Source organism: Pseudomonas helleri (assembly GCF_001043025.1).
Classification (GTDB): Bacteria; Pseudomonadota; Gammaproteobacteria; order Pseudomonadales; family Pseudomonadaceae; genus Aquipseudomonas; species Aquipseudomonas helleri.
Map to the genome: position 1 here is coordinate 101,102 of NZ_JYLD01000016.1, position 18,647 is coordinate 119,748.

16 protein-coding genes are annotated in these 18,647 nt (G+C 58.4%); 6 read left to right on the top strand and 10 right to left on the bottom strand.

Annotation, left to right across the window (positions count from 1 at the left end; all coding sequences use genetic code 11):
- Positions 1 to 26: 26 nt before the first annotated feature.
- Genes mdeB through lpdA form a run of 3 tightly spaced genes read left to right on the top strand, consistent with a single transcriptional unit; the run spans position 27 to position 5,492 of the window.
- On the top strand, positions 27 to 2,699 hold the full coding sequence (mdeB, locus tag TU84_RS21765) for an alpha-ketoglutarate dehydrogenase (RefSeq protein ID WP_048372795.1): 2,673 nt from the start codon (positions 27 to 29) through the stop codon (positions 2,697 to 2,699).
- 34 nt (positions 2,700 to 2,733) lie between these two features.
- Positions 2,734 to 4,005 carry a dihydrolipoyllysine-residue acetyltransferase gene (gene aceF, locus TU84_RS21770; RefSeq protein WP_053225290.1) on the top strand — a complete coding sequence of 424 codons (1,272 nt, stop codon included), beginning with the start codon at positions 2,734 to 2,736 and terminating at the stop codon, positions 4,003 to 4,005.
- A gap of 11 nt (positions 4,006 to 4,016) precedes the next feature.
- On the top strand, positions 4,017 to 5,492 hold the full coding sequence (lpdA, locus tag TU84_RS21775; protein ID WP_206541201.1) for a dihydrolipoyl dehydrogenase: 1,476 nt from the start codon (positions 4,017 to 4,019) through the stop codon (positions 5,490 to 5,492).
- A 69-nt stretch (positions 5,493 to 5,561) separates the two neighbouring features.
- Here the strand turns inward: lpdA and TU84_RS21780 are convergent, their stop codons facing one another.
- Genes TU84_RS21780 through TU84_RS21790 form a run of 3 tightly spaced genes read right to left on the bottom strand, consistent with a single transcriptional unit; the run spans position 5,562 to position 9,557 of the window.
- On the bottom strand, positions 5,562 to 6,971 hold the full coding sequence (locus tag TU84_RS21780; RefSeq protein ID WP_048372797.1) for an efflux transporter outer membrane subunit: 1,410 nt from the start codon (positions 6,969 to 6,971) through the stop codon (positions 5,562 to 5,564).
- A gap of 1 nt (position 6,972) precedes the next feature.
- Complete coding sequence (locus TU84_RS21785; RefSeq protein ID WP_048372799.1) at positions 6,973 to 8,004, bottom strand: HlyD family secretion protein; 1,032 nt, start codon at positions 8,002 to 8,004, stop codon at positions 6,973 to 6,975.
- Positions 8,001 to 9,557 carry an MFS transporter gene (locus tag TU84_RS21790; RefSeq protein ID WP_409348750.1) on the bottom strand — a complete coding sequence of 519 codons (1,557 nt, stop codon included), beginning with the start codon at positions 9,555 to 9,557 and terminating at the stop codon, positions 8,001 to 8,003. Before TU84_RS21790 ends, TU84_RS21785 begins: the two co-directional genes overlap by 4 nt.
- A 52-nt stretch (positions 9,558 to 9,609) precedes the next feature.
- Here TU84_RS21790 and TU84_RS21795 point away from each other — a divergent pair, with 52 nt between their 5' ends.
- Positions 9,610 to 10,365, top strand: coding sequence for an IclR family transcriptional regulator (locus TU84_RS21795; RefSeq protein ID WP_048372801.1), 756 nt, complete (start codon positions 9,610 to 9,612; stop codon positions 10,363 to 10,365).
- A gap of 20 nt (positions 10,366 to 10,385) precedes the next feature.
- Here TU84_RS21795 and TU84_RS21800 read toward each other — a convergent pair whose 3' ends face one another.
- Positions 10,386 to 10,955 carry a cyclic nucleotide-binding domain-containing protein gene (locus TU84_RS21800; RefSeq protein ID WP_048372802.1) on the bottom strand — a complete coding sequence of 190 codons (570 nt, stop codon included), beginning with the start codon at positions 10,953 to 10,955 and terminating at the stop codon, positions 10,386 to 10,388.
- 84 nt (positions 10,956 to 11,039) lie between these two features.
- Complete coding sequence (locus tag TU84_RS21805) at positions 11,040 to 11,780, bottom strand: SDR family oxidoreductase (RefSeq protein WP_048372804.1); 741 nt, start codon at positions 11,778 to 11,780, stop codon at positions 11,040 to 11,042.
- Positions 11,781 to 12,273: 493 nt separating this feature from the next.
- Between TU84_RS21805 and TU84_RS21810 the strand changes: the two genes are divergently transcribed.
- Entirely contained in the window at positions 12,274 to 13,212 is a 939-nt protein-coding gene (locus tag TU84_RS21810) for an AEC family transporter (protein WP_048372806.1), read from the top strand.
- Between the two features lie 26 nt (positions 13,213 to 13,238).
- On the opposite strand, the gene lldD is transcribed toward TU84_RS21810, so the two are convergent.
- The gene (gene lldD / locus TU84_RS21815; protein ID WP_048372812.1) at positions 13,239 to 14,381 is read right to left on the bottom strand and encodes an FMN-dependent L-lactate dehydrogenase LldD; all 1,143 of its coding nucleotides are present in this window, start codon (positions 14,379 to 14,381) and stop codon (positions 13,239 to 13,241) included.
- Between the two features lie 132 nt (positions 14,382 to 14,513).
- Here lldD and TU84_RS21820 point away from each other — a divergent pair, with 132 nt between their 5' ends.
- Entirely contained in the window at positions 14,514 to 15,395 is an 882-nt protein-coding gene (locus TU84_RS21820; RefSeq protein ID WP_048372814.1) for a LysR family transcriptional regulator, read from the top strand.
- An 89-nt stretch (positions 15,396 to 15,484) separates the two neighbouring features.
- On the opposite strand, the gene TU84_RS21825 is transcribed toward TU84_RS21820, so the two are convergent.
- From TU84_RS21825 to TU84_RS25310, 4 genes are all read right to left on the bottom strand, one after another.
- Entirely contained in the window at positions 15,485 to 16,642 is a 1,158-nt protein-coding gene (locus tag TU84_RS21825; RefSeq protein ID WP_048372816.1) for a MalY/PatB family protein, read from the bottom strand.
- A 16-nt stretch (positions 16,643 to 16,658) separates the two neighbouring features.
- Positions 16,659 to 17,255 (bottom strand): hypothetical protein, encoded by a 597-nt coding sequence (locus TU84_RS21830; protein ID WP_048372820.1) that lies wholly within the window; start codon positions 17,253 to 17,255, stop codon positions 16,659 to 16,661.
- A 184-nt stretch (positions 17,256 to 17,439) separates the two neighbouring features.
- A complete protein-coding gene (locus TU84_RS25780; protein WP_082148784.1) occupies positions 17,440 to 17,967 on the bottom strand; it encodes an Imm21 family immunity protein in 528 nt (175 codons plus the stop codon).
- Positions 17,964 to 18,647 (bottom strand): RHS repeat domain-containing protein (locus tag TU84_RS25310; RefSeq protein ID WP_174479343.1); only part of this gene is annotated, 684 nt, incomplete at its 5' end. The genes TU84_RS25780 and TU84_RS25310, both read right to left, overlap by 4 nt.

Below are 18,647 nucleotides of genomic sequence, written 5' to 3' on the forward strand. Positions count from 1 at the left end.
CTCAAATAATAATCAAGGAGGCCACCATGGGTGTGCCAAACGAACGTGTGCCGGTTGACAGTGATCGCGATGAAACCCGGGAGTGGCTGGAGTCGCTGGAGGCCGTGGTACGGGAGGCTGGCTGCGAGCGCGGTCAGTTTTTACTTAAACAATTGGAGCAACACGCAAGAGCACTTGGCATCACCGCGCAGGTGCATCCGTACTCGGCCTATCGAAATACCCTTTCGATTGAACGCCAGGGGCCTTACCCGGGCGACCTGGCCGTCGAGGAACGGATTACCGCAATCATTCGCTGGAATGCATTGGCCATGGTGGTGCGCGCCAATCAGGCCTACGGCGAACTGGGCGGGCATATCGCCAGTTATGCCTCTGCCGCTGAAATCTTCGAGGTGGGGTTCAACCATTTTTTTCGGGCCCGTGATGAACAGCATGGCGGCGATCTGGTGTTTTTCCAGCCGCACTCGGCGCCTGGGGTCTATGCCCGTGCGTTCCTTGAGGGGCGCTTGTCTGAAGAACAACTGGCCAACTATCGCCAGGAAGTCGGCGGCAACGGCCTGAGTTCATATCCGCACCCTTGGTTGATGCCGGACTTCTGGCAATTCCCGACCGGCTCGATGGGCATCGGCCCGATCAGTGCGATCTATCAGGCGCGGTACATGCGTTACCTCGAACACCGCCACCTGGCCGACACCGCCGAGCGCCATGTCTGGGGCGTTTTTGGTGACGGTGAAATGGATGAGCCCGAGTCGATTGCCGGGCTCACGCTTGCGGCGCGGGAGAAACTCGACAACCTGACCTTTATCGTCAACTGCAACTTGCAGCGTCTGGATGGCCCGGTGCGCGGTAACGGCCAGGTCATTCAAGAACTTGAGGCGCTGTTTACCGGTGCTGGCTGGAATGTGATCAAGGTGATCTGGGGCTCGGACTGGGACCCGCTGTTTGCCCGGGACACCCACAACGCCTTGTTGCAACGCTTCGCCCAGACGGTCGATGGCCAGTACCAGACGTTGGGTTCCAAGGATGGCGCTTACAATTTGCTGCACTTCTTCCAGCAGGATCCGGAGATCCAGGCACTGGTCTCGCACATGTCGGATGCCGAGATTGATGCCCTCAAGCGTGGCGGGCATGACTTGCGCAAGCTGTACGCCGCGTTCGCCGCCGCCAAGGCGCACAAAGGCCAGCCGACGGTCATCCTCGCCAAGACCAAAAAAGGCTATGGCATGGGCGGCGCGGGGGAGTCACGCATGACTTCGCACCAGGCCAAGAAGCTGGATATCGATGCGCTCAAGGCATTCCGGGATCGCTTCGCCTTGCCACTCTCGGATGATGATGTGGCGCAGTTGCGCTTTTATCGCCCGGCTGAAGACAGCCAGGAAATGCGCTATTTGCGCGAACGCCGCAGTGCATTGGGCGGGTATCTGCCTGCGCGTAACAAGGGCAGTGAGTACATCGCCATACCGGCCATGGCGGACTACGCGCGTTTCGCCTTTGAAGCCGATGGCAAAGAAATGTCCACCACCATGGCCGTGGTCCGCATGCTGGGCGGTTTGCTCAAGAACAAAGAACTGGGGCCGCGAATCGTGCCGATTGTGGCGGATGAAGCGCGCACCTTTGGCATGGCCAATCTGTTTCGCCAGATCGGCATTTACTCGCCGCTGGGCCAGTTGTACGAGCCAGAAGACGCGGGTTCCATGCTCTATTACCGCGAAGCCCGCGATGGCCAACTGCTGGAGGAGGGCATCACCGAAGCCGGGGCGATTTCTTCGTGGGTGGCGGCTGCGACCTCGTACAGTGCCCATGGCAAGCCGATGCTGGCGTTCTACATCTATTACTCCATGTTTGGTTTTCAGCGGGTTGCGGACTTGATTTGGGCTGCGGCGGATCAACGTGCACGGGGCTTTTTACTCGGCGCCACCGCCGGGCGAACTACCTTGGGCGGCGAAGGGCTGCAGCATCAGGACGGCAGTAGCCACGTGGTGGCGGCCACCGTACCCAACTGCCGCGCCTACGACCCGGCGTTCGCAGGTGAACTGGCGGTGATTGTCGACCATGGCATGCGCCAGATGATGGAGCGCGATGTCGATGAGTTCTATTACATCACCGTGATGAACGAAAACTACGCCCAGCCGTCATTGCCGAGTGGCGTTGAAGCCCAGGTTATTCGCGGCATGTATCGCTATGCACAGACAGAGTCTGATGCGCCCCGTGGTTCGGTCCGGCTGCTGGGCAGCGGGACTATTTTGCGCGAAGTGATCGCCGCGTCTGAAATGCTCGCAACCGACTGGCAGGTTGCGAGTGAGGTGTGGAGTGTCACCAGTTTCAGCGAGCTGGCGCGTGAAGCCCGTGAGGTCGAACGGCACAACCGGCTCAACCCGGCCGCGACTGAGCAGGTCAGCCATCTGTGCGCGTCGCTGGCGGGCGATGCGCCGGTGATTGCCGCCTCTGACTATGTTCGCGCCTGGCCGCAACTGATCGCCAGTTATGTCGATGCGCGCTTTATTGCGCTGGGCACCGACGGTTTTGGCCGCAGTGATACCCGCGCCGCCTTGCGTGACTTCTTTGAAGTGGACCGTCAGCAGATCGTTTTGGCGGCATTGGACGGCCTGGTGCGTGACGGCCGTTTACCGCGACAGGTGTTGGCTGAGGCCGTTGAGCGTTATGGGCTGAGCGGTGATCGTCCCGCGCCCTGGACGCGCTAACGGTTGTCTTCCCTTTTTTATGCGGCGGTAAGTCATGAGTGAAATCAGAGAGATTCACGTCCCGGACATTGGGGACTTCAAAGACCTCCCGGTGATTGAAGTGTTGGTCAAACCGGGCGACACAGTGGCAATCGATGAGCCCTTACTGACCCTGGAGTCGGACAAGGCCTCGATGGATGTACCCAGCCCCGAGGCCGGGGTTGTGGTGGCGGTGACGGTCAAAGAGGGTGATCGGGTTTCCAGGGGTAGCCCTATGCTGACGTTGCAGGTGGCGGTGAGTGCCGAGCCTGCGCCTCAACCGGCAGTCAGCAGCCCTGCGCAGGTCAGTGTTGCGCCTGTGGCTGTCACTGCGCCGTCGGCTCCTGCGGCAGTCCCGGCGGTGAACCCATCGGCGGCCAAACCCCACGCCAGCCCCTCCGTGCGCAGTTATGCGCGCAAATTGGGGGTGGATGTGTCGCGCGTGGTGCCCACCGGCAAGGGGGGGCGCATGCTGCGCGAGGATGTCGAGCGCTTCGTCAAGGACGCCATGGCGCGTCTGGATAGCCCTGGGCAAAGCGCCGGGCTCAACCTGCTGCCGTGGCCGGAGGTGGATTTTGCCCGGTTCGGTCCGGTTGAAAAAGTGGCGCTGTCACGCATCAAGAAAATCTCGGGGGCCAACCTGTCGCGCAACTGGGTGATGATTCCCCATGTCACCAATAACGAGGAGGTAGACATCACCGACCTGGAGGCATTCAGGGTTCAACTCAATCAGGAGGGCAGCAAGGAGGCGATCAAGTACACCTTGCTGGCATTTCTGATCAAGGCGGCTGCTGCGACGCTGAAGACTTTCCCCGCGTTCAACAGTTCACTGGGCCATGAAGACGGTGAGCCGATCCTGATTGTGAAGCAGTACTGCCACATCGGTTTTGCCGCGGACACGCCCAATGGGCTGGTGGTGCCGGTGATTCGCGATGTCGAGCACAAAGGCATCGGCCAGATCGCCACAGAGTGCGCAGAACTCGCGAAGAAGGCCCGGGACGGCAAATTGGGGCCTGCTGACATGAGCGGAGGGACCTTCACCGTTTCCAGCCTGGGCGGGATTGGCGGCACCGGCTTTAACCCGATTATCAACGCCCCGGAAGTAGCCATTCTGGGGGTAACCCGGGCACAGATCAGGCCCCTGTGGGATGGCCAGGCGTTTGCTCCGCGACTGGTTCTGCCGTTGGCGCTTTCGTGGGATCACCGCGTGGTCGATGGCGCGGCTGCGGCGCGTTTCCTTCAGCATCTGGCAGCGCTGTTGGCTGACTTTCGTCGAATTACCCTGTGAGGAGGGCGCACATGAGTCAGGTGAACGAAGTAAGTGTTGAGTGCGATGTGCTGGTGCTGGGTGGCGGCCCCGGCGGCTATTCGGCGGCCTTTCGCTCGGCCGATCTGGGCCAGAAAACCCTGCTGGTTGAGCGCTATGCCACCTTGGGCGGCGTGTGCCTGAATGTCGGCTGCATCCCCTCCAAAGCGTTGCTGCATATCGCTGCGGTGATGGAGGAAGTGCCGCACTTGGCCGCCATGGGCATTGAGTTTGGTGTTGGCCAGGTTGATCTGGGTGCGTTGCGCCGTCATAAAGAGGCGGTGGTCAACACACTGACCAGCGGGCTGGCGGGGATGGCCAAAGGGCGAAAGGTTGAGGTTGTACGCGGGGTCGGGCGTTTTCTGGACCCGCATCACCTTGAGGTCTCGCTGTGTTCGGGCGCAGGTCTTGAGCTGACGGGTGAAAAACAGCTGATCCGGTTCAAGCAGTGCGTGATTGCTGCCGGTAGCCAACCGGTGACGTTGCCGTTCATGCCGGATGATCCACGCATCGTGGACTCCACCGGCGCCCTTGAACTCAAGACGGTGCCCAAGCGCATGCTGGTGGTGGGCGGCGGGATTATCGGCCTGGAAATGGCTACCGTTTATTCGGCCCTTGGTGCACGCATCGACGTGGTCGAAAGGCTGGATGGCCTGATGCAGGGGCCTGATCGTGACCTGGTCAAGGTCTGGGAGCAGTACAACCACCCGCGTTTTGATCGGGTGATGGTCAATACCCGCACGGTGAGCGCCGAGGCCAGCGAGCAGGGCATCTGGGTGACCTTTGACGGTGAGCAAGCACCTGCCGAGCCGCAGTGTTATGACCTGGTGTTGGTTGCGGTCGGGCGCAAACCCAATGGCGACCGGATCGGCGCTGACAAGGCCGGTGTCCATGTGGATGAGCGCGGGTTTATCCGCGTCGACAAGCAGATGCGCAGCACTGTGCCGCACATTTTCGCGATCGGTGACATTGTTGGTCAGCCCATGCTGGCGCACAAAGCTGTGCATGAAGGCCATGTCGCCGCCGAAGTGGCGGCGGGTGAGGCCCTGAATAACCCTGAGCTGGTGTGCAGCCATTTTGATGCGTTGCAGATCCCCGGGGTTGCTTACACCAACCCGGAGGTGGCGTGGGCCGGGCTGACTCAGCAAGAAGCCAAAGCCCAAGGCATCAAGGTAGAGGTGGCGGTGTTCCCGTGGGCCGCATCAGGCCGCGCGATTGCCAACGGCCGCGATGAAGGCCTGACCAAACTGGTGTTCGATGACGACACGCGGCGTGTGATCGGCGGCGGCATTGTCGGTACCGGGGCGGGTGATTTGATCAGTGAAGTCTGCCTGGCCATCGAAATGGGGGCCGACGCTCTGGACATCGGCAAGACCATTCACCCGCACCCCACCTTGGGTGAGACGGTCGGCATGGCTGCCGAGGTTGCCCTCGGCAGTTGCACCGACTTGCCTGCGCGCAGGCGTTAGAGCGCCGCCTCAGGCTTGCCTCCTGCTACCAGCCAAGGAGGCAAGCGTGTCGCGATGACGGTTGCATGTTTACTCCTTGGGCCAGCCGCCGCCCAACGCCCGGTACAGGTGTACACGGTCAATGGCGGCATCGGTCGCGCTGTCGACCAGATCGTTTTGAGTTGCCAGCAAGGCCTGCTGTACGGTCAAAACGTTCAGGAAGTCTGCGGCGCCTTGGGCATAACGTTCTTTGGCGGTACGCAAGGCAAGGGTATTTTCGTTGACGGCTTTTTCCAGCGCGGCGTGGTGTTTTTGCTCGGCCGCGTAATCGGTCATGGCATTGTCGACTTCATGCCAGGCGCTCAATACCACGCGCTGGTAGTTCAATGCGGCTTCCTGCTCCTGACGTTTACGCAATTGCAGTGTGCCGGTAAGGCGACCGCCCTGAAAAATCGGCATGTACACACTGGGCCCATACGACCACTCCCGCGAGCCCCATGCCCCCAGATTTGAGCCATTGAGGGCTTGATAGCCCATGCTAGCGCCCAGGCTGACACGCGGGTAGAAATCCGCTTGTGCAACGCCAATGGCTGCTGTAGCCCGGTGTAATGCGGCTTCGCTTTGCAAGATGTCGGGACGCCGACGGGCCAGCTCCGAAGGCAGGCCCAGCGGCACATCGGGAGCTGGATGGGGGATGGCTTTGGGCTCAATCAGTTCTGCATGCAGCGTGCGTGGCGGGGTGGCGAGTAAAAAGCTGAGAGCGTTGATCAAGCGGCTTTGCGCCGCTTCAAGCGACGGCAATACGGCTTCAATCGTTGCCACCTGTGCGGCCGAGTTGGCGGTGTCCAGGTTTGTAGTCACACCATTGTCATAGCGTGCGCGGGTCAGTTGTTGGCTTTGCCGGGCAATGTCCAGGTTCAATCGCGCGACCGCCAGCTTGGCTTGCACTCCCCGCAAACGAATGTAATCAGTGGCGGTTTCAGCCGCGATGCTCAAACGTACACCGTCGCGTTGTGCCTGGCTGAGTTCGACGTCGGCGTCAGCGGCCTCGATACTGCGGCGCACATGCCCCCAGAGATCAATTTCCCAACTGGCGTCGAGGGCACTGGTCCACAGTTCAAAAGGTGCCTTGCCATTGAGGTTGGACTCGTCCAGCACCCCTTCGGCACTGTTTCGCGCTCGTTTATAAGCAGCGTTGGCACTGACCTCGGGCAGCCTTTCACTGCCGGTGACCTGACGCAGCAAGCGGCTTTGCTCCAGGCGGATACTGGCCGTGCGCACATCAAAATTGGCGCTCGCAGAACGATCGATTAACTGTGTCAGCAGCGGGTCGCCCAGGCGCTGCCACCACAGGTTATCTACCTTGGTGTCCAGGCTTGCACCGGAAGTAACAGCGGTTTGCCAAGTTGCCGGTAGTTGAGCTTCAGGCTTTTGGAAGTCCGGCCCTACGGTGCAAGCGCCAAGGCTTGCTATCGAAATAAACAGAAGCGTGCGTTTCATTTCAGCGCTCCTGGGTGACGTCGACGCTGGCAACCACCGACATACCAACGCGCAGTCGATCCAGATCCGGTTGGTGCTCATCAAACATGATTTTCACCGGGATTCTCTGCACGACTTTGGTGAAGTTGCCCGTAGCGTTGTCCGGAGCGATAGCGGAAAAGGACAGTCCGGTTGCCGGTGCCAGGCTTTCTATCCAGCCTTTGAAACTGTGCTCCGGAAAACTGTCGACACGCAGTTCCACGGCTTGGCGGGTATGCATGTGCGCCAGTTGTGTCTCGCGAAAATTAGCGATCACGAAGGCTTTGTCCACCGGGACCACCGCCATGAGGGGTTGCCCTTGGCCTACATAAGCGCCGACGCGCACGGAGCGCTGGCCGATCATGCCATCCTGAGGCGCGGTTATTTTGCTGTACGACAAATTGAGGTCCGCCTGATCCAGGGCCGCGTTAGCCTTGGCCAATGCAGCTTTGGCAACATCCACCCGGGCTTTCAGGACGCTCAGGGTTTTGACCGCTGCAATGCGGATTGCTTCATCTCGGTCGCGGGTGGCTTGCCAGCCCAGCAACTCGGCCTCGGCCTTTTGTTGTTCTTGCTGAGTACCGGCACCGGCGTTGGAGAGGTTCAGGTAGCGCTGTGCATTGGCCTGGGAGAACTTGAGTGACGCGGCCGTGGCCCGGATCGTCGCGGTGGCCTGATCAATGATTGCCGATTGGCGTTCAATGCTGGCGCCCAGGTTCACCAATTCAGCCTTGGCTGCTTGCACGCTGGAGGCTGCGGCAGCCTGGGCAACCAGAAGGTCCCGGTCATCCAGTTCGGCCAGCAGCTGGCCGGCCTTCACTTGCTGGTTATCTTCGACCGCAACCCTGGCAATTTGTCCAGACAGGCGCGGTGATACGAAAACAGAGTCAGCCCTGATGTAAGCGTCGTCTGTACTTTGGACGGAGCTTCCACCCACCAGTCTGTAGCCGATGTAGACGACGCAAATGACGACGGCGGTAGTGACTAAGCCAATAGCAGTTCTGTGTTGTTTCATGGTGATACCGGAGGTTGCGGTGGAAAGGCGCGTTTAGGCAGGGTCAGCAGCACGACAAACATCACCGCGATAATGACCAGCAAGGCGAGGTAGGCATCGCTGAAGCTCAAGACGAAGGCTTGTTCTCGTACCCGCTCGGCCAATGCGTGGGCAGAGGGGGCATGCAGCAGGCCGGGCAAGGACGGTTGTGCTGAGGCCAGCCCGTCCAGGAGCGTATTTGAATGCACATGTTCGCGATGAGTAATGAAGTTTTCGACGGTGCAAGCGGCCACCACCGAGAACAGGCCGCGCATCGTGTTGACCATCGAAGACGCAAAGGGGCCTTCCATGGGATGAATCACCCCCGTTGCGTTCATCAGCAAGGGCACGACTACCATCGGTTGGCCGAAGGTGTGCAGTATCTGCAGCACATAGAAATCCTCACGAATCCATTCGCTGGTGATCAGCGAACCGCCTGCGCAGGCGATGGCAATTAGCGCCAGACCGGTTGCCATCACATAACGTGAGTCAACCCAGTTTCGATTGATGACGGTCGCGACCAGCGGTGCGAGCAACAATTGAGGCAGCGCAATCAACAGGGCCGTTGGCATGGTTTGCAGCGGTCGATAGCCTTTGACTTCAGTCAGGTAGGCGGCCGGGATGAAGCCGCTGGCCATGGTCAGGAACAAAAACAGGCACAGGGTGATAATCCCGTAGGCAAAATTGCGCCGTTCCAGCAGTTGCAGCTTGAACAGCGGCAGCGGGTGGAACCATTCGTTCAGCAAAAACAGTGGCAGGCAAATGATCGCGCCTGCAATCAGCGTGCTGATCAGCGGTGAATTGAACCAGTCGAGCCGCTCGCCCTGAGTCAAGGCAATTACCAGCATTGAAATGCCCGCGACACCCAGCAGTGCACCTCTCCAGTCGAGTTGCTTGAACCGCTCCAGCCGCAGCGGATCTTGCGGCAGGCCGTAAGCAATAAGCGCTGCCCCCATCAGGCACGTAGGTACGATCTGCCAGAAGACCATTCGCCAGTCACCGCCTTCGGTCCAGAGCGCCGCCAGTGGCATGGCCAGGTTAGGGCCGAAGGTAGCGGTGAGCGCGTAAGCCGAGAGCCCGTAAAGCTTTACGTGCCAAGGTAAAAAGCGCAGTGCTGCGGTCATTAGCAGGGGAGGTAATGCGCCGCCGGCCAAGCCTTGTAGTACGCGCAGCAGCACCAGGCTTTCAACGTTGGGTGCAAACGGGATAATGACGGCCAGGACAGCAAAGGAAAATGTCACCACAATGGCAAAACGGCGAAGTGAAAAGGTGACTGCCAGCCACGGCGACAGCAACATGGCACTCACTTCGGCAGCAGCGTATGCGGAGCTGATCCAGGTCCCTTCATCATGACCAAGGCCGTAAATACCTAGAATGTCGACCAACGTGATATCGGTGACGCGGTCATTGATGCCTGACGTGAGTGCGGCAACGAGCACGCCGATAAGCCCAAGGGCAATTCGCCAGCCAAATGGAGCCGGCGCCGAGGGGGGAAGGGGAGCGGACAAAGGGAAGGTTCCTGCTGTTGAAATCAATTAACCTGACATACGGTGCAATGTACCACTAGGCAATACTAAGGACAATCTTATGACTATTCAGGAAACTGACCGTGGCGGTGTTCAGGTCATCTCACGCGCGGCAGCGATCCTTCGCTGTCTGGAGGATGAGCCTTCGGGCCTGAGCCTGGGGGCCATCGCCAAGCGTAGCGGCCTGCCGCGCTCAACCGTCCAGCGGCTGGTAGACGCACTTGCACAGGAAGAACTGCTGGAGGTGCACGGTCGTGGTGGCGTGTGCCTGGGGCCGGCGTTGATGCGTTTGGCCTCCCACAGCCACGTTGATATCACCCAAAAAGCCAGGCCCTACCTTGAGGAGCTGTCTCGTGTGACGGGTGAGACAGCAAGCCTGGTCAGTGCCAGTGGCGCGCAAATGATGATTCTTCAATCTGTGGTCTCACCTCATGCTCTGCGGGTTGCGCCGGTTGCCGGTAGTTTTCTGAGCATTTACGCCACGGCCGGAGGAAAAATCCTGTTGTCCTCGATGCCTGATCAAGCCATTGGGCAATTGCTGGGCAAGGCACTCAAACCGCTCACCGAGAAAACCCCGTCGCTGTCCCAGTTACTGGAGCAACTGGAGACGATCCGCGAGGATGGATTCGCGCTGGATTTTGATGAACATACGCTGGGTGTGGGCGCAATAGCTGTAGGGCTGCAAACACCGCAGGGCCGCTATGCGATCGATGTGGTTGGCCCGGTATGGCGTATTGATCAGGCCAAAGACGCGGTAAAAGCCGCCCTCCTGAAATGCCGGGACGATATGGTCAATGGGCTGCGCAGCATTGACTAGCCTGTTCCCGGCTCTTGGGTTTATCGGGCATGCGCTTGGCCGGGGAATAATGCGTCATAGTATTTTTTGCCGTCATGCAGGTGCTGGCCGAACTCAAAGCCGTGCTCCAGCATTGTTTGCATATCGGCTTCGCTGATGCGCATCACATAACTGTTCTCTGTAGTGACCAGAGCACACTTGCGGCCTTTTGCTTCGCGGATGTTGAACCATTTGCCAGGGTCGGCATGTTGGCTGGGGTAGACCTGGCCGTCATGCTCGACTTGCCATGCGCCATCGAGCAGGATCCAGTAATCCGCGGCTGAAGTTGCCTGCTGATCGGCCTTGGCGATCACGGCACCCGGCTCGGCCGCCCACTCCATTGAGTGATCGATCACCCACTGCAGTTGTTCCGTCGACAGTGCGGTGAAAAAAGGCGTATGTCGCAGTAAATGCAAATAGGTAATAGAGGGTTTCATCGTCATCTCTTGCATGGCATCGGGTGTGCGCTTGCCTGTACACAGGCTTAGTCCCCACGCGACCAACAGCGCAAGGAGGGTGCCGTACAGATAATTGAGTCGCCGCGGATGCGCTGTATTGACCTGAAAATTCATCGTGGTCTTGGTTGCAGGTGGTTGGCGTGAGCAGTGAAAAAAAGGTCGGCCTTTTGGCCGACCTGACCAGGTGTCATCAATGGCTCAAATAATCCCGCCGTTGGCGCGCAAGGTCTGGCCGTTGATCCAGGCACCGTCCGGACCCGAGAGGAACGACACAACTGCTGCAATATCCGCAGGTTGGCCCAGGCGTTCCAGCGGCGCCAGTTTGGCCAGGCGATCGATCACCTCCTGAGGTTTGCCGTTAAGGAACAGGTCTGTTGCCGTCGGGCCTGGAGCCACGGCGTTGATGGTGATATTGCGACCGCGCAGCTCTTTGGCCAGGACGCTGGTCATGGCTTCTACTGCGGCTTTGGTGGCGGCATAGATTGAGTAGGTCGGTTGCAGCAGGGCGGTCACGCTGGACGAAAAGTTGATGATCCGCCCGCCATCACGCAAGTGCTTGGTGGCTTCGCGCAGGGTATTGAAGGTGCCTTTGAAGTTGATCGCCAGCAGTCGGTCGAAGGTCGCGTCGTCGGTATCGCCCAAGGGGGCTAGTGCCATGATCCCGGCATTGTTGACCAGCACATCGACACCGCCAAAGGTTGTGATGGTGGTTTCGAACAGTTGCTTGACCGCTGCACTGTCGCTGATATCGGCCTGGACCGCGATTGCGCTGCCCCCTTGCTGGGTGATTTTATCGGCCAGGGCGTGGGCCGGTTCAGCGCTTCCCGAATAATTGACCACGACTGCGAAACCATCGTGGGCGAGGCGTTCGGCAATGGCTGTGCCAATGCCACGTGAGGATCCGGTAACGATGGCGACTTTTTTGCTGGACGTATTCATGAGTTAAAACCCTTAAGAAAATAACCTGGCCCCCGGCACGTCTGCACAGTCGTGCGGGTGAGCTTAATCGTGCTCTGTCTAAAGGTTTGCATGTTCGGTTGCGGTGAATAAAGATGGGTTTTCTGCCATCTCTATTCGTAAAATCACAATAATGTTGCGCGCTGCTCAGATCGAAAATGAAGAATAAGTCATGTTTTTTAATTTGCTGAACAACGGTAGCTCAATTACTTTCCGCTGACTTTGAATCCGACTGCGCGTTACCGCGTGGCCGGTTCAAACGGCGCAACACCCCAGCACAACTGCTGCTCGACACGGTTGAAAAACCGCCTGTGTATGGGCGCCCAGGCCTTGGCCATCTGATCCGTTGTATTGACCCCGAATTCATCGCCCGCGTGTGCCACGTTCGGTAGCCGCAGTTACCGGGTGTGATGGCGCGTGCCGAACGTGTCGGGATCACACTCCAGAGATAAAAATAAAGTCGAGGATTCAAGAAGTGTTAGACAGGATAGTAGGGCCTCTTTTGCCTGTTGCATGCGTCATCCTCCTCGGCTTCATCGCCGGTAAGCGCGGGAAGTTAACCCACTCGGACAGCTTGTTGATCAGCAGCCTGGTACTCGGCTGGATCATGCCGGCCTTGCTCTTCGTGGGCATGGCGAACACGCCGCGAGCGCAACTTTTGGACTTCAAGTACATTTTCGCGACGGTGATTGGCATCATCGGCATGTTCCTGCTGGCGCTGGGCATTGGCTGGCTGCACCTTCGCGACCTCAAGGCGGCGACCCTCAAAGGGCTGGTCAACGGTTTTCCGGATGCCGCGTTTATGGGGATCCCCATCCTGGGTGCCATGTACGGGCCGCAGAGCATCTATTCGGTGCTGGTCTTAAACCTTGTCGCAACCTTGATCATGATCCCCCTGACCATCACGTTGCTGACTATCGCCGATGGCAAAGACAGCGGTATTCAGGCGTTTGTGTCGAGCCTGTCAACGGCAGTGCGCAGACCTCTGGTGTGGGCGCCTGCGCTCGGTATTCTGCTGTCCATGCTGGAGTTCAAATTGCCCGCCGTGGCCGCCGAGTCGTTCAACCTTCTGGGCAAGGCGACGCCAGGGGTTTCGCTGTTCTGTCTGGGTTTGATCATGTCTACCGACACGCTGAAGATGTCGGGTGAGGTATGGACCAATCTGGGGCTCAAGCTGTTTGTTCAGCCGGCCTTGATGTTTGGGGCGATGGTGGTACTGGGCAGACACGGCTTATTTGCCCAGCAAATGATTTTGTTGAGTGCGCTGCCCTCGGCGACGATACCGGCCATGTTCGCCAACCAGGCCGGTGTTTATCAGAGCGAGGCCGCGACCTCCATCTTGATTAGTACAGTGTTGTCGATCGTCACGTTTTCTGCCGCCATCTACCTCATAGATGGCGGGCTGGCTGCCTGATCACTGCATCTTGCCGGGGCGCGTTTTCAATAATCGCCCTGCGTCAGTGTAGAGCGGTCGATCTGGTCAATCGACGTAACACCTGTGAGTGTCATGGCGACGCGCATTTCCTTGCTGAAGATATCCAGCAGGTTTTCAACGCCTTGCTGCCCGTCAGCCGCCAGTGCATAAGCGCTTGAGCGCCCCAGCAAGCATCCTTTTGCGCCCAGTGCCAGCATGCGCACTACGTCCAGCCCGGAACGAATGCCGGAGTCGACGAGGACGGTCAGGTCGTCGCCTACGCTGTCGGCAATCGCGGGCAAGGCTTTGGCGGTGGACAGCACGCCATCGAGTTGGCGGCCGCCATGGTTGGAGACAACGATGCCGTCGGCGCCGAAACTCACCGCATCCTTGGCGTCCTGCGGGTCCAGGATGCCCTTGATGATCATCGGGCCTTTCCAGAACTCACGGATCCATTCCAGGTCTTTCCAACTGATGGACGCGTCGAAATTGTTGGCCAGCCAGCCAATGTAATCCTCCAGCGTGGTAGGTTTGCCGCGGTATTTAGTGATATTGCCCAAGTCATGGGGGCGACCCAACAGGCCCACATCGAGCGCCCAGCCTGGCTTGGTCATGGCTTGCAGGATGCGCCGCGAGGAGGCGTATGGCCCGGACATTCCGGAGTGGGCATCGCGGTAGCGCGCCCCTGGGGTGGGCATGTCAACGGTAAACACCAGGGTCGTCACGCCCGCTGCCTGGGCACGCTCCAGCGCGTTGCGCATAAAGCCGCGGTCTTTGAGCACGTACAACTGAAACCAGATCGCCTGCGGGCTCTGCGACGCCACCTCTTCAATGGAGCACACCGACACCGTCGACAGGCAATAAGGGATGCCCTTGTTGGCGGCAGCCTTGGCCACCTGCACTTCACCGCGACGGGCGAACATGCCGGTCAGGCCTACCGGGCTGAGGATGACCGGCATTGCGTGTTCCTGGCCAAACAGCGTGGTCTTGAGGCTCAGGCTCTCGACATTTCGCAGGATGCGTTGGCGCAAGCTGATGGACGAGAGGTCGGCGCTGTTGGCGCGCAGGGTGTGCTCGGCGTAGGCACCACCGTCGATGTAGTCGAACAGAAAGCGCGGCAACTTGCGTTTAGCGGCTTCACGATAATCGGAAGCGGATGAAATAATCATGTCAATCATTCCTCAAAAACCAGATGAGCTCAGTGACCGCGCCGTGTCGCCGAGATGGGTTCAAGATAGGCAAAAACCAATTATGATAAAAACGACTTTTATTCCTTATGTTAAGTCGAAATTGGAATACCTATGAATCTGAGAACGTTGCGAGCCTTTGTCGAGGTTGTACGCCAGGGCGGGTTCTCCCAGGCGGCGCAGGTAGTGTCACTGACGCAGTCCACCGTCAGCAAGGCGGTCAAGTCCCTTGAAGACGAGTTGGGCACGCCCTTGTTTAACCGCGCCGGTCACAAAGTCGAGCTAACGGCCGCCGGTGAGATCGCCTACCGGCGTGCGCTTGTTTTGCTCTCTGAGCGTAGTGACATGCTCGCTGAAATCAACGAACTGCTCGACCTCAAGCGTGGCAGGTTGCGCATCGGCTTGCCACCGGTGGGCTGTGGCGTGCTGTTTGCGGCGATGTTTGCCACGTACCGCAAGCGCTATCCGCAGGTCGACATCGAACTGATTGAGCATGGCAGCAAACGCCTTCAGGAATGCCTTGAGGCCGGGGAGGTTGACCTGGCGGCGCTGTTGATTCCGATGGATGAGGCGTTTGATTATCAGGCTGTGCGCAACGAGCCGTTGATCGTGGTGCTGCCGGCGGGTCATGCCCTTTCGCGGCGCAAGCGCATTGATTTTACTGATCTCGCGGACTCGCCCTTCATTCTGTTTGAAGCGGGGTTTGCACTAAACGCCAAGATCATGGCCGCCTGCGAGCGAAAAGGCGTAGTACCGCGTGTTACGGCCCGCAGCGGGCAAATCGACTTTATCGTCGACCTGGTGGCGGCGGATTTGGGCGTGGCCTTCTTACCGCGCATGCTGGCGCACAAGCATCAACATGCGGGCATTGCCCTGGTGCCGCTGGATGAGCCGCACACTGACTGGCACATTGCACTGGCCTGGCGAGCCAATGCGCATCTGCCACCGGCCGCCAAAGCCTGGCTGGAACTGGCCAGGGAAATGAACGTTGGGTAGGGCAATTGAAGCGACCGCTACTGTAATCGCTGTCGAGGTACGAAGGCTGCGGTCTTTTAACCTCAAAAGATCGCGAGGCAAGCTCGCTCCTACGGTTTTGTGGTGCCCCGCAAGCTGCGTTCCATCCGGGCCAGACCTTCTTCAAGGGTTGAGCGCGGGCAACCGAAATTGAGCCGTACAAATTGCTGACAGGCTGCGCCAAACTCAGTCCCGGCGCTCAGGGCAACCTTGGCTTCGTTGAGAAAAAAGCGTTGCGGGTCGTCCAGGCCCAGGGCCGAGCAGTCCAGCCAGGCCAGGTAAGTGCTTTGCGGCGCGTGCAGGGTAATACCCGGCAGCCGCGTGCGCACGGCGTCGAGCAGATAATCACGGTTGCCTTGCAGGTAAGCCAGCAGTTCGGTCAACCACGGTTTTGCATCCGCGTAGGCGGCGCGAGTGGCTTCCAGACCCAAGGCATTCACACTGTCGACCATGCCGGCGCGGGCGTTATCAAAGCGCTCACGTAGCTGCGGGTTCTGGATCACCGCAAACGCGGTCTTCAGACCGGCGATGTTATAGGCCTTGCTGGCAGACATCAGAGTCACCGTGCGGTGCGCGAACTGCGGATCAAGTGACGCAATAGGCACATGGCGCAGACCATCGAATTGCAGATCGGCGTGAATTTCGTCGCTGATTATCAGCGCATTGTGCTCGACACAGGCATGACCAATATCTGTCAGTTCGCTGGCAGAAAAGCTCTTGCCCAACGGATTGTGCGGGTTGCTCAACAGCAGCGCACCGGCGCTGGCCAACGCCTCGTGCAGTGCCGGGATATCGGTATGGCAGTGGCCTTGGACATCGGCCTGGAACGGCAACTCAATGCTTGGCAACCGCCAATGGCTGGCGGCATTACGCAGCGGCGAATAGTTTGGGGTCTGCACAACCACCTCCGCACCCGGTTCGATCAATGAGCGCAGCGCCATACTGACGCCGGGTTCGATACCCGGCAGAAACACCAGATCCTGAGGTTCGATCCGCCAGGCATAGTTATGCCAAAGGTAATCAACCAGCGTGTGGCGCAATGCGTCGGTTGCCAGGCAATAACCGAAAGCAGGGTGCGCAATGCGCTGTTGCAAGGCCTGCTGAATGACCGGAGCGACGGCAAAATCCATGTCCGCGACCCACATCGGCAGAACCTCATCCGTATAGCGGCCCCATTTTTTACTGCCGCTGCCGGCACGATCCAGCAGCGTATCGAAGTCAAAAGTCATGCTGTTCTCAAAAGAGTTAGAAGGTGTCAGCGCAAGGCATACACCGCCGTGTGGGGCGCTTGGATAGTGTTATTGAAACGGGCGTCATAGTACGCACCGTTGGCACCAAACGGCCACTGTCTGGCGTTAAAAGACGATGAGTTATGCGGGGTGGGAGTGTTGATCTGTTTGAGTAGTGAATCAGACGTCGTTCGCCGGGGTTGTCGCTGTAGCGCGTTTCGTAGGCGAGGGTGTCGCCGTCCCAGCCGTAGATGTTTTGGCCGCAGTCGTATTGGGCGTTGAGCGTGCGCTGTTGCTGCTCGATCCACGCCGGGCCGGCGCCGGGCGGGCAGTGGGCTTTGGAGTATTTGGCTACGCGTCGCCCTAGGGCGTCGTAGGTGTAGTGCTGGCCGACGTAGTCACGCAGCAGGTTATCGAGGAGCTTGGGCGGCGGGTGGTGGATGGGCCGGCGCGGGGCCTTGGGATCGAGCAGGTTGCTGGCCGGGTCGAAGGCGAAGGTTTCTTCTTTGTGCTGGCTGCTGGCACCGAGCAAACGGCCGAGCGGGTCGTAACGGTAGTTGCGCACCAGCAGGCGCGTGCTTGAGCCGGTAAGGGCTACGGTTTGTTCCAGCAACTGGCTGTAGGTCAGCTAACTGACCCTGTGGCCTTCGGCGTCGCGGGGCCAATGCTGTTGTTGGGCTGTTAAAGAACGATGAACTTATGGTTAGCGGTGCATCGATGCACGCGAGGTGCTGACCGTTAGGATGGAACCGCAGGTGGTCTTCTTATTTAGACTAAGTAGCTTTATAGTTGCGGCTCTATAGCTGAGTATTGACCAATTTTAGTTTCTGGGTGGCATTTGATATTTTATGTATCAATAGTGATGTCTCTGGGTCAGGAGAGTAATTGAATGTGTTAATTGTGTTTTTTCCTGCGTTGGCCTTTAGGTTGATGGATTCGGCCTCTGCATACGTCGAGGCGGAATCAAATATTTCTAGGTTGTCAGTGCAAAAATTAACGTCTATTCGATCTTCGTATTTTTTTGGGAAGCAGATGTTTTGTATTTTACTTAATACATCCTCCTCGCTAGCTGCCCATCGCCATCTGACAATTAGGCTGTGATCGTCAGAATATGCGACAAGCGTGCGTAATGGTTCATCACCCAAGATAAGTGCGGTTGTATTAGTCGTTGAAATCTCTTCAATATAGTTAGAGGTTCTGCAGGCTAAATCGAAATCTGATGGGTAGCCGTTGGTTCCGCCCCATAAAGGGGCGAATTTTTTTTCGATGATAACAAATGGTCCACCAGAACTTTCTATCCAATTTGAAAATGTATAAGTTTTCATTGTTGATTCATCCTCCGTTTTTCCTGTGTGACTTGCCCGGCTTGTCTTAAGCTGCAAGGTCGGCAATGTGCATATAGCCGTTGTGGCTTATTTTCAGTATTGAGTGCATTTGCTGGTTGGTGATCTGGGATGAAGTCACCGCTTTTGGTTCCCGGTTTATGTGTACCGCATGTGTGGCAGCCATCCCTATAGCCAATAACATTAATGTTCGCGCGCTCTTCTCTGTTGAAATTGCGTTCGGGGCCGCGTGCAAGTATTGATTCAGGGGCGTTTTTCCCGGGAGTCAAGGTATCGTTTCTAGCCAACCCCAGCGGATCAACCCACCCAATCGGATTCGGCGCATACGCATAGACATTCAGCCCACCCGCAAACCCTATCGGATCCTTGCTGATAAACCGTCCGACTTGCGGATCATAGTACCGATAGCGGTTGTAGTGCAGCCCGGTTTCGGTGTCGAAGTACTGCCCTTGAAAGCGCAGCGGGTTGCGGATGTTTTCGCGTATTGCGCTGTCGGTACGCTTCTCTTTGGCCAACCCCCACGCTTGATACGTCGCACTCCAGGCAATCTCGCCGCGTTGGTCGGTGAGTTCCATCGGCGTGCCGAGGTGGTCGCACTGGTACCAGGCCATGGCGTTGAACGGTTTTGCCACGGGATGGTGTTGCCACAGCGGGTCGCGGTC